This window comes from Flavobacteriaceae bacterium, from assembly GCA_014075215.1.
Taxonomy (GTDB): domain Bacteria; phylum Bacteroidota; class Bacteroidia; order Flavobacteriales; family Flavobacteriaceae; genus Polaribacter.
The window spans coordinates 440,101-451,853 of record CP046177.1 but is presented as its reverse complement, the minus strand read 5'-3'; the positions used below and the strand labels follow the sequence as shown (position 1 = coordinate 451,853).

Here is an 11,753-nt window from a genome sequence, read left to right as displayed (position 1 = left end):
CTATTTACAGTTACTCTATAATCATTTTTCTTGAAGATTTCTTTTTATTTTCGTCAGTTAGGTTTATGATATATATACCTGAAGTAAGGTTCACAGAAATTTGTTGATTGCTATTGCTGTCGAAATCTATATCAGCAGTATATACTTGCTTTCCTGAGATATCATATATACCCACTTTTGATTTTCCTAAGGTGTTTTTTGCAAATAATGTAAAATTTCCTTTAGATATAGTAGGGTATATGGTAAACGATTTCTTATCTGCTAAAACCTCATCAACAGAGGCGGAAGCTGCTGTAAAATTAGCAGTAAACATTCCCCTGCCATGTGTTGCTGCCAGAACTAAATTATCACTCTCCCTGTATTGCAACATGTCTACTCTCACATTTCCCATATTTGTAGCAACAGGTTCCCAAACGACAGACCCTGCAGTTATGTCAAGCGTTCTCCACATACCCACCTCGGTAGCCAATAATACCTCTTTTCTGTTTAAGGGGTTAAACAAAGCCCACCGTACCGGCATATCAGGTAAGTTTCCTTCTTTGTCTTGCCATGTAGTACCTCCATTATCAGAATACCAAACACTTTGAACTCCATAATTTGAATACGTCAACAACAATTCATCATCTGATGCGCCTATTTCCAAACACGAAACAGCACCTGAAATCACATTAGAATTAGAAATATTCGTAACGGTTCCGTCAGATGTTCTTTTGATCAACTGATTTCCCAGTGTACCAAAAAACACGGCCCTGTTAGTTTCATTATAAGGAGACACTCTAACATACGTTGTTGCGGTTGTTAACTCAGGTATTGAGAGGTTTTGAGTAGTCCCTAAAAAAGTATTTCCCGAACCTTGTGAGTTGTTATCTGTATTAAGTCTTGTTTCAGTTATCATTCCTACTGCCTCATATGAGTATAAAATATTATTTACATCATCATAATCTGCCGGGTTGATAAAGCTTCCAGAGCCTGAGTTTAACCGTACCCACACCGGGGATCCACTCGTATAATCTAATAGGAAATAAGCATTTCCGGTGAATGATACAATTCTATATAATCCATTTGCACCATCATCTAAGGTTTGATCTATAAAACAAAAACCTCCATCTCCTCCCCAAATTTCATTCGTACCACCGAAACCTTGTTGAGAAAATAACTGAGTTCCATTGTCTTGAGTTCCGCCAAGAAAACCGTTTGTATTTACCGGATCTATAGCTGCAGAATAAAACTGAGTAATATTAAAGTGTGAATTTCTGGGAAATATACCTGTTACATACGCATTAGGTCCGGAGGTAGGAATCATCGATAAATCCGGACAATAAAATATACCTCCATCGGTGGCAAAAATTAGCTGATCGTTATGATTTGGTCTAAAAATGATATTATGATGATCTGCATGTACAAAACTTACCGAAGCATCCCTTGTATTACTCCAACTGGAGATTTTTAACCAGCTTCCCCATCCCTCAGTTGTTTTAAAAGCATTTACTCCGCCGATATAAACTTCATCTTCATTTCCCGGATTTACTGCAGCGATAAGATCATACCATGCCTGATTTCGTGTAAAATCTGCTGCCGGAATTGAACTGTCTGTCTCGTCCTAAAATAGGGCTACAGTTAATTATTAAAATTTATGCTACATTTTTGTGCACGTAATTAGGTGTTTTATAATCTAAAGATAAATGTAATCTTTTATTATTATATAATTTGATTGCATTTTTTGTTGCTTTTTTGGCGTGATTGATATTTGTAAATGTTTGGTCGAGGAAGAATTCATCTTTTAAAATTCCGTTAACTCTTTCGGCCATTGCGTTTTCGTAGCAATGATTTTCTTGGGTCATACTGATTTGTATCTTTTTTCTTTTCAAAATTTGAGTATAAACATTGCTACAATATTGTATTCCTCTATCAGAATGATGTATGATTTCTTCGGTATTTTTAGTTTGATAAATAGCTTTATTTAAAGCTCTAACACAGCCTTTAAGTTCTAAACTATCACTAATATCATAGCCTACTATTTTTCTTGAATACATATCAGTAATAAGTGCTAAATAACAAAATCCATTTATAGTTCTTATATAGGTAATATCCGAAGCCCAAACTTGGTTAGGTCTATTAATGATCAGGTCTTTTATGATATTTTTATATTTATAAAAACGATGGTAAGAGTTGGTTGTTTTAGAAGAATATTTTTTCCTTCTAATTAACAAATTATTTTCTTTTAAGATTCTAAATAACTGGTCTCTACCTATATTTATATTCTGTTTCCTAAAATCATTATGTAAGGATTTCATTAGCTTTCTAGTACCTTCTCTGGGTAATGTTTTCCTGCTTTTTTTAACAAGCATTATTACATTTTGTTCTATTTGTTTTTTAAGAACAAACCTTTTTTGATATTTGTAATAAGCATCTCTTTTTAACTCGAAAGCATTACAAATAGTAGCGATGGCGTACCTTCTTTTTTTTCTATTAATCGGTGCTATTTTCATTAAGGCTTTATGTTTAAGTTTTTTTTTAATTCTTCAACATTTTTATAGCCAAGATTTTCAGCAGCTACTTCAAGATAACTATCATTCACAAGTTTATCTAGATCCTTTTTAATAAGAAGATCTTTGAGTTGTTTTAGCTCTTTTTGAAGGGCTTTAATACGGGATAATTCGTCGTCTGTTTGCACGGTTACACGGGTGTTCATTAAATCTTTACGGTCATATTTTTTAATCCATACGTTTATCGTACTAGATTGTATGCCGTAAGTTAAGGCAATTTGTCTTTTGGAATGGTTTCCTTTGGTAAGTTCTGCTAATACTTTGAGTTTAAAACTCTCACTATAACGTCTTACATATCCATCATTTTTATACATATACTTGTTGTTTTTTGTATACATATTTCAGGACGGGTCAGTCATTAACATCATTCGGTCCTGAAAAAGAGGTCCAATTTTGTCCTGCATCCGATGATCTTACAAATTCTCCAAATACATTCTCATTTGTAATCAAAGCATAGACAACCGAAGCATTGGAAGGTGCTAAAGCGATTTCTACACGACGCGGCGTTGTAACTGTGCTCGTATACCGAATTGTCCAGGTAGTTCCGTCTGTAGAAGAAAGAATATTTCCGACGGCATCGCCTGCCCAAATTGTATTGTCAGCTGCAATTTCCAAATCTCTTACAGGAACTTCCGAAACGTTTGCCCAGGTAGTTCCTCCATCAGTAGATCGGAATAGATCCGTCCCTGACGAACTCGTATTTTGAGAGTCTCTCATACTGGCATAAATAACAGCAGATCCACTTTCATTTCTTACTACTATATCATAGACAAATTCAAAATCTGTAGTAGACGCCAGATTAGTCCAGTTAGTACCTCCATCTGTACTTTTCCATATACCCCCTCCGTTTATAGCGTCAATATTTCCCCAGCCTTCTCCTGTTCCGGCATAAAAAGTCATTGTATTGACAGGGTCGTACGCTAACGCCGATATGGCAAAATTGGACATATTTGGACTTACTTGTGACCAAGTAGAAGCTGCACTGGTAATATCATTATTCATACAAATACCTCCTCCTACTCCTCCGGCAAAAACTCTTGTGTTTGTATTATCATTAGGATCAAACATTACTGCCCTCGTTCTTCCCGCTACTTCTCCGGGACCTCTGGACTCCCAATTAAAATCAGTATTTCTGTTTGTTTCATTAAGTTGATTCGCAATGTTAATAGCATGTATTAGTTTATCTTGAGGAACCGTTCTTGTTTCCGGATCCATTGTTCTCAAAAAATCTTGTTCAAATGCCAGGTCCGGTCGATCTTTTTTTGGAATCTTTTTTAACTCTCCTTTAGAGATTATTTTTCTTTTTGAATATGGATGGTTATTTAAATATTCAATAAAGGCAACTCTCTTTTTTTCTTTATGGTTTTCTCTATTGATAATATAAAGGGTACTTACCCCCAGAAAGACCATTACAAATAGTAGTACTTTTTTTCTCATTTTATCTATTTAAAAGTGTTTTCAGCAAATACATTTACGTTTTCTAACATTAAATGAGCATACCTTTGATTTTTTTATGGCGTTTTGTAGCATAGCTGTCTGACATTCTTGACACATAAGTACAAATCATAAGTAGCATGGTATACACATCGCTATGAATAACTCTGAATTCATAAGGCAACAAGTTCAGCATAAGTCTATCATAATTAGATGCGGTTCCCGAATATTCATTATGTACTGCATTTATAAAGACATCTAATAAGTCTGCAATAATTTTATATCCTCCCACTTCTTTTTCTACAACTTCATTGCTCAAATAAATTTTTCGAATACTTATTTTAATAATGTCGTTAATTTGTGCCTCATACTTACATTTGTTCAGCAAAGATTTTTCAAAGCCCCCTTTTAGAATTGCGGTTTCATTCTCTAAGAAAATAGCAACGGCTTCATTAATCAATGTATTAATAGCTAAAGCTCTTAAATAACTTACACGGTCTTTTTTAAATTTTAACAAATGGTACTTTTTAGTATCAATAGTATCTTTCACTAATTTGATTAGGTACTCCAAAGCAAATGCTTCTTCAATCAATCCTAAGTTTATTCCATCCTCAAAATCGATAATGGTATAACAAATATCGTCTGCCGCTTCTACCAAATAAGCCAGGGGATGCCTATAGAACGAAATAGTATCTGCTGTCGATTTTTGCTGTAATCCCAAATTGTTTGCAACATCTAAAAAAGCAGCTTTTTCCGATTGAAAAAAACCATACTTTTTGTCTGCAATATGTGTTGTGGGTCTTTTAGGTAATGATTCTTTCGGATATTTTAAAAAAGCTCCTAAAGTTGCATAAGACAAGCGCATACCTCCGGAAATCCCTTCCCTTTTTTCTGTCAAAATTTTAAACCCGTTTGCATTCCCTTCAAAATCGATTAAATCCTGATACTCTTTATCTGTTATATCTGATTTGTATTTTAATCCGTTTCCTGTTTTAAAATATTCGCCAATTGCTTTTTCTCCGGAATGGCCAAAGGGAGGGTTTCCAATATCATGCATTAGTGAAGCCGCCGCAACGATTGCGCCAAAATCATTAAAGGTATATCCTGCGGTTGTTAAATGCGGATATTTCTTTAACAACTCTTTTCCTACTCTTCTTCCTAAGGTTCTGCCCACAACAGATACTTCCAAACTGTGAGTCAGTCTGGTATGTACAAAATCGGTTTCAGATAGTGGAATAACTTGTGTTTTATCCTGTAAACTCCGGAATGAGGACGAAAAGATGATTCGATCAAAATCTACATCAAAACCCAATCTGGTTTCATCTTGTGCCGTTCGTTCTCTTTTTTGTGTATCTCCAAATCGTTTGAGAGAAAGGAGTTGTTCCCAATTCATATATAGTCTTTATTTAAAGAGAGCATTAACAATAAAGCTCCACAACCATTTTTTACATCTTTTTGCTTAAGAAACAGAATCATAAAACTAACTTTTTTCAAAGTATGCTACTACTACACAAAAATCATGAAATTTTTTGACTATTTTTTTGTTTTTGAATCTATTTTTAAAAAAAATATAAAGCCCATACGGTTTTGTATGGTTTTTAATCCAGTATGACGGTTTTTAATGGAGGTTTTTTTTGTATGCTACTGAACTCATTTAAACTTTTTCAATTTGCTAAAAAATTGCTGTTTTTAGCTTTTTCCTCTTCCGTAGCGGCTGCTATGCAACTCAAAAAAGCTAAAAACTTCTAATGTTCGCTTAAATCCAAAAAGTTTAAATGAGTTCACTTAGAAAATAGGAGCTGTCAAAACCTCTATTGAACCATCACTATTAAAGTATGAAAACTTCAAAGTTAAATCGAATTTGTATCTTGTAATATTATTTTATAAAATCACAATGAGGCCTATCACTATCTTTTTTTTTACTTTCTTTGGAGTTTTGCTTATTTCTTGTCAAAAAGAAAAAAAACTCAAGGAATATCTGGTTGGTTTCTGGCAAACTACCTATATAAAAATAGAGATGCCGACATTTCAAAAATCAGATACGACTTCTGTTTTTGAAGATACCTTTGAAAATCATCCGGAACGTATTGTACAATCTTCCTATCATCATGACGGAACATTTACAACATGGTCTGTTGACAAAGAGGGCGAAAGGTATGGAGATACATCCGGCACATGGCACATAAAAGGAGATTCTCTGTATCTTGATTTTTTTTACAACGAAAGAAATATCAGAGAGGCATACTATGTAGAAAAAATAAAAAACGGGTTTAAAGCAATTAGTAAATACGATCGGGATAAAGATGGTGAGTCGGATGATCTATTACTGATGAAAACCAAACAAATTATAAAAGAATAAGTTGAACATATTCAAAAACATATCGCTGAGGATTCGCATCTTTCTGGCAATGATTTTGTTGGTGCTTCTGGCTTCTGTCTTAATTGTTACCGTTACTATATATCAATACGACGAGCAAACAAAAGAGTATCAGGTACAACGGTTTGGTCGTAAAGAGGAGAATATAAAAAAGCGAATCAATTTAGAATTACAAAAAGAAGATCACATTCCTGTTACTACCGAAGATTTGGTTATGATTTTTCAAAAAAGCATCTATGAAATCTCTTACATACATAATTTGGATATCACCATCTATGATCTGAAAGGAGTATTTTTAAAAGCTTCTGTTATTACCAATACTATCCGGGATACTGTTAAAGCTTCTTTAAGTTCCGAAATCATTTCCGAACTCGCCGGTAATGAAGATCACCGTATTTTAAAAACAACCGTTAATTTTAAAGGGCTTAGTTACCAGTCTTCTTATACCTATCTAAAAGATATTACATTTAAGCCAATAGGTATTCTCCGATTACAGTTTACACAAGATAATGCCGAAGAAGAAAGAGAGCTTCAGGAGTTTTTGTCCAGATTAGGGGTTGTCTATTTTTTTATGTTTTTAATCGCTATCGCTATGGCTTATTTCTTATCAAGCTATATTACACAATCTTTAAAAACAATTTCTGACAAAATGCATAAAACCAGGCTAAATAAAAGAAATGAAAAGATTATACTGGATGTAGCAAGTTCAGAAATCATAACATTGGTTGAAGCATATAATAATATGATTGATGAACTCGAAGAAAGTGCTGTAAAACTGGCCCAAAGTGAACGTGAACAAGCCTGGAGAGAAATGGCAAAGCAAGTAGCGCATGAGATCAAAAACCCTTTAACTCCAATGCGTTTAAGTGTACAAAGTTTTGAACGAAAGTTTGATCCGGAAGATAAAGATTGCAAAGAAAAATTAAAAGAATATTCGGAAACATTAATCCAGCAAATAGATGTTATGAGTTCTATTGCGTCTGCCTTTTCTGATTTCGCCAAAATGCCCCAACAGAAGAAAGAAGAGATAGAAATAATTGCCGTAGTAAAAATGGTATTGGATATTTTTAATGAAGCCTATATTTCTTATATACCGGAGGTAACATCACTTCATGCACATTTAGACAAAACACAATTGATACGTATTGTTACCAACTTGATAAAAAATGCCATTCAGGCAGTAGAAGGTATGGAAAATCCAAAAATAGATGTAGAAGTACGGGATATGGGTGAACATATAAAAATTGACGTTTCCGATAACGGAAAAGGAATCAAAGATGCTGTAAAACATTTGATTTTCGAGCCTAAGTTTACCACAAAAACAAGCGGAATGGGGCTTGGACTGCCTATGATAAAAAACATTATAGAAGCCTATGACGGATCCATAAGTTTTATATCCGAAGAAGGTATCGGAACTGTTTTTACCGTAATTTTACCAAAAACATAAACAAATTATTGATGGTCTATTATGACGTCTGATATCTTTTTTTGATCGGATATTGGAAAGTTCATAATGTTGGTTTTTATTTTTTCTAAAATAAAGCTATTTCCTCAGTTTTTAGAGGAATTTGCAGTATAGCTTTTTCATGTTAAAAGAAAAACATTCTCATTTTTTTTAAACACAACATTGGATATAAAGAAATATTTTTATAGGTTTGTTGTAGAACTCGTTTAAACTTTTTGAATTTAAGCGAAAATTAGAAGTTTTTAGCAAATTGAAAAAGTTTAAACAAGTTCGTAATGATAATTTTAATAACCCCTATACCCCTAGAATCTTTATCTTTTGAACAATTTTTAGCATCAATTTTTTTTGAGTAAAACAAGAGGCATAATCAGGCAATAAATAAATGCCTTTTGTTTATGGTATGGAGGTATCCAAAAAAATGCCTGTAAAAAGAAATATCCGGTAGTTGGTAGCCATTTGAGGACAATATTGCTTTAAAATTAGAGGTTCTGAAAAAAGAAAAGTTGTATATTAAAATAACTAAAGCCACTCACTTAAAAGAGATTGAACCTTGAGAACAAACAATATATTGAAATTGAATTGTAAGCTTCCCTAAAAACCGAACTATTGAAAGGTCGAAAACTAACCGCTCAAGACCTTAAATGGAGCATTAAATTTTAAAAACCATGAAAAAAATAAGCTTATTTATTGTAAGTATTTTATTTATTGTAAGCTGTACAAATGAATCTGAAATTGAAAAAGTAGAAAATCCAATTTCAAAAAAGTTGGATATTCAAAAAGTTGAGTTTCCGGATACTTCTAAAAACTCTGCAGTTGATGGTTTAAAACTTCCAGAGGGTTCAATTGTTAAAAAAATCAATAAATCAACAATTAAAATAATTCTCCCGAAAGGTTATGTTTTAGTGGAAGTCAATAATAATAGGTTTGTGTATTATTCTGAAACTTCTTACACTTGTACTTGCTCAGGTTCAAATGGTTGTGACGTTTTTTATGTTAGAGGTAATTATGGTTGCAGTCATGGAAGTTGTACTGGACAATGTACAGGACAATTCACTAACAACGCAAATAGAAACATTAATAAAGAAAATTTATTTATAATAAAAAAAGATATTCACTTAAGCCCTTCAACAGATAAAGAGTTTGAAAATTTAGACTATATGCCTGAAAAATTAGTCTTGAATTTAAGAAGTGAATTTCAAAAGTATGCCAAATCAATTTATGGTGATAGGTATTCTAAAGCTATCAATTATGTTGATAACGCCAATGCAAAAAAATCTGACATTAATAATATTATGCTTGTGAAAATGAAAATGTACGGTTATAAATTTATCTATGCAGTGAGTACAAATGATTTAAAGCCTGAAATGATGCAATCTAACAGATTTATTCCTTTGACACATGAAGGGGGGCATTCATGTAACTGCGAAAGTGGGAATAGTGGCTGTACGGCAGATAGTTCGTGGGGTGTTAAATATTGTAAAGGTGGTTCTTGTACAAAATGTACTATGACAGTTGATTAAAATAAACAGCTACCAACATGGTATAAATTCAATGGCTACAAGAGGCTAAATTTTGTAGTCATTAAATAAACTCCGTACAAAACTGAAAAGTTAGCACTTTTAAGCCCGCTACTTTTCATATACGAAACCGTTAGCCACATTAATGACCCGTCCTGAAATATGTATACAAAAAACAACAAGTATATGTATAAAAATGATGGATATGTAAGACGTTATAGTGAGAGTTTTAAACTCAAAGTATTAGCAGAACTTACCAAAGGAAACCATTCCAAAAGACAAATTGCCTTAACTTACGGCATACAATCTAGTACGATAAACGTATGGATTAAAAAATATGACCGTAAAGATTTAATGAACACCCGTGTAACCGTGCAAACAGACGACGAATTATCCCGTATTAAAGCCCTTCAAAAAGAGCTAAAACAACTCAAAGATCTTCTTATTAAAAAGGATCTAGATAAACTTGTGAATGATAGTTATCTTGAAGTAGCTGCTGAAAATCTTGGCTATAAAAATGTTGAAGAATTAAAAAAAAACTTAAACATAAAGCCTTAATGAAAATAGCACCGATTAATAGAAAAAAAAGAAGGTACGCCATCGCTACTATTTGTAATGCTTTCGAGTTAAAAAGAGATGCTTATTACAAATATCAAAAAAGGTTTGTTCTTAAAAAACAAATAGAACAAAATGTAATAATGCTTGTTAAAAAAAGCAGGAAAACATTACCCAGATAAGGTACTAGAAAGCTAATGAAATCCTTACATAATGATTTTAGGAAACAGAATATAAATATAGGTAGAGACCAGTTATTTAGAATCTTAAAAGAAAATAATTTGTTAATTAGAAGGAAAAAATATTCTTCTAAAACAACCAACTCTTACCATCGTTTTTATAAATATAAAAATATCATAAAAGACCTGATCATTAATAGACCTAACCAAGTTTGGGCTTCGGATATTACCTATATAAGAACTATAAATGGATTTTGTTATTTAGCACTTATTACTGATATGTATTCAAGAAAAATAGTAGGCTATGATATTAGTGATAGTTTAGAACTTAAAGGCTGTGTTAGAGCTTTAAATAAAGCTATTTATCAAACTAAAAATACCGAAGAAATCATACATCATTCTGATAGAGGAATACAATATTGTAGCAATGTTTATACTCAAATTTTGAAAAGAAAAAAGATACAAATCAGTATGACCCAAGAAAATCATTGCTACGAAAACGCAATGGCCGAAAGAGTTAACGGAATTTTAAAAGATGAATTCTTCCTCGACCAAACATTTACAAATATCAATCACGCCAAAAAAGCAACAAAAAATGCAATCAAATTATATAATAATAAAAGATTACATTTATCTTTAGATTATAAAACACCTAATTACGTGCACAAAAATGTAGCATAAATTTTAATAATTAACTGTAGCCCTATTTTAGGACGAGACAGATCCCAAAAAAGTTGTGGGGAAGACTTGAATAAAAATTTTATCATTTCAGATTTTTTTTAAATGAATATCCATTAAATAACTGTTTATTAAGTTTTTAAACTCTATTGAATGATGCTTTTGCGATTGACTCAACTTAAATGTTTTCAATAATATCTTTAAAATCCCACAAGTTTTCGGATTGATCCGTATTATTCATATTTTTCTAACGAGAATCCATTTTTATCAAAAGATCCGAAAGTGAAATAGGAAACCCAATCTCCCAGGTTGATATATGTGGAATTATCTTCCAATTCAATTTCCAAAGGTAAGTGCCTATGTCCGAATACAAAATAATGGTATTTTTTTTCGGTAAGCTTTTTTTTACAATATTGTACTAACCACTCGTTTTCTTCTCCTAAAAACGTAGTATCGGTATCTCCTGAAATCAATTTATTTTTTACAGAAAAATAATGCCCTAATTTCATACCAAGATCCGGGTGCAGCCATCTAAACATCCATTGAAACAAGGAGAAGGTAAATATTTTCTTCATAAACTTATACCCTTTATCTCCCGGACCTAGTCCGTCTCCGTGGCCGATGAGAAAAGATGCATTATTTATAGAAAACTCTTTTGGTTTATAGAATACGGGAATCTGTAACTCTTTTTCAAAATAATTGCGCATCCACAAATCGTGATTTCCTACGAAAAAAAATATGGGAATCCCGCTATCTCTAATTTCTGCCAGTTTTCCCAATACGCGTACAAAGCCTTTAGGAACGACTGTTTTATATTCGAACCAGAAATCAAATAAATCGCCTAAAATAAAAATAGCTGCTGCTTTTTTTTTAATACTATCTAACCAAGCAACAAACTTTTTTTCTCTTAGTAAACTTGCTTCTCGGGTAGGAGCTCCCAAATGATGGTCAGATGCAAAGTAAATTTTTTTTTTGTTTGATAAATTGATAGTCGTCATTATC

Annotated in this window: 12 protein-coding genes; 6 read left to right on the top strand and 6 right to left on the bottom strand. The window is 32.5% G+C overall.

Annotated elements, in window-relative coordinates; all coding sequences use genetic code 11:
* Positions 1–10 precede the first annotated feature (10 nt).
* The 5 genes from GKR88_02350 to GKR88_02330 all read right to left on the bottom strand — a co-directional run bounded on the left by GKR88_02350 (position 11) and on the right by GKR88_02330 (position 5,373).
* On the bottom strand, positions 11–1,303 hold the full coding sequence (locus GKR88_02350; GenBank protein QMU63228.1) for a T9SS type A sorting domain-containing protein: 1,293 nt from the start codon (positions 1,301–1,303) through the stop codon (positions 11–13).
* Between the two features lie 328 nt (positions 1,304–1,631).
* Positions 1,632–2,489, bottom strand: coding sequence for an IS3 family transposase (locus tag GKR88_02345; protein ID QMU63227.1), 858 nt, complete (start codon positions 2,487–2,489; stop codon positions 1,632–1,634).
* The gene (locus GKR88_02340; GenBank protein QMU63226.1) at positions 2,489–2,860 is read right to left on the bottom strand and encodes a transposase; all 372 of its coding nucleotides are present in this window, start codon (positions 2,858–2,860) and stop codon (positions 2,489–2,491) included. The genes GKR88_02345 and GKR88_02340 overlap by 1 nt, the downstream gene beginning before the upstream one ends.
* Positions 2,861–2,897: 37 nt before the next feature.
* On the bottom strand, positions 2,898–3,983 hold the full coding sequence (locus tag GKR88_02335; protein ID QMU63225.1) for a hypothetical protein: 1,086 nt from the start codon (positions 3,981–3,983) through the stop codon (positions 2,898–2,900).
* Between the two features lie 49 nt (positions 3,984–4,032).
* On the bottom strand, positions 4,033–5,373 hold the full coding sequence (locus tag GKR88_02330) for a deoxyguanosinetriphosphate triphosphohydrolase (GenBank protein ID QMU63224.1): 1,341 nt from the start codon (positions 5,371–5,373) through the stop codon (positions 4,033–4,035).
* Between the two features lie 501 nt (positions 5,374–5,874).
* Between GKR88_02330 and GKR88_02325 the strand changes: the two genes are divergently transcribed.
* From GKR88_02325 to GKR88_02300, 6 genes are all read left to right on the top strand, one after another.
* Positions 5,875–6,339: a hypothetical protein gene (locus tag GKR88_02325; GenBank protein QMU63223.1), complete on the top strand. Its 465-nt coding sequence runs from the start codon at positions 5,875–5,877 to the stop codon at positions 6,337–6,339.
* A gap of 49 nt (positions 6,340–6,388) precedes the next feature.
* Positions 6,389–7,804: a GHKL domain-containing protein gene (locus tag GKR88_02320; GenBank protein ID QMU66617.1), complete on the top strand. Its 1,416-nt coding sequence runs from the start codon at positions 6,389–6,391 to the stop codon at positions 7,802–7,804.
* 683 nt (positions 7,805–8,487) lie between these two features.
* Positions 8,488–9,342 (top strand): hypothetical protein, encoded by an 855-nt coding sequence (locus tag GKR88_02315; protein QMU63222.1) that lies wholly within the window; start codon positions 8,488–8,490, stop codon positions 9,340–9,342.
* Between the two features lie 183 nt (positions 9,343–9,525).
* Positions 9,526–9,897, top strand: coding sequence for a transposase (locus GKR88_02310; GenBank protein ID QMU63221.1), 372 nt, complete (start codon positions 9,526–9,528; stop codon positions 9,895–9,897).
* Complete coding sequence (locus GKR88_02305; GenBank protein QMU63220.1) at positions 9,897–10,076, top strand: hypothetical protein; 180 nt, start codon at positions 9,897–9,899, stop codon at positions 10,074–10,076. Before GKR88_02310 ends, GKR88_02305 begins: the two co-directional genes overlap by 1 nt.
* 15 nt (positions 10,077–10,091) lie before the next feature.
* On the top strand, positions 10,092–10,754 hold the full coding sequence (locus tag GKR88_02300; GenBank protein ID QMU63219.1) for an IS3 family transposase: 663 nt from the start codon (positions 10,092–10,094) through the stop codon (positions 10,752–10,754).
* A gap of 230 nt (positions 10,755–10,984) precedes the next feature.
* Here the strand turns inward: GKR88_02300 and GKR88_02295 are convergent, their stop codons facing one another.
* Positions 10,985–11,749: a UDP-2,3-diacylglucosamine diphosphatase gene (locus GKR88_02295; protein QMU63218.1), complete on the bottom strand. Its 765-nt coding sequence runs from the start codon at positions 11,747–11,749 to the stop codon at positions 10,985–10,987.
* Positions 11,750–11,753 lie beyond the last annotated feature (4 nt).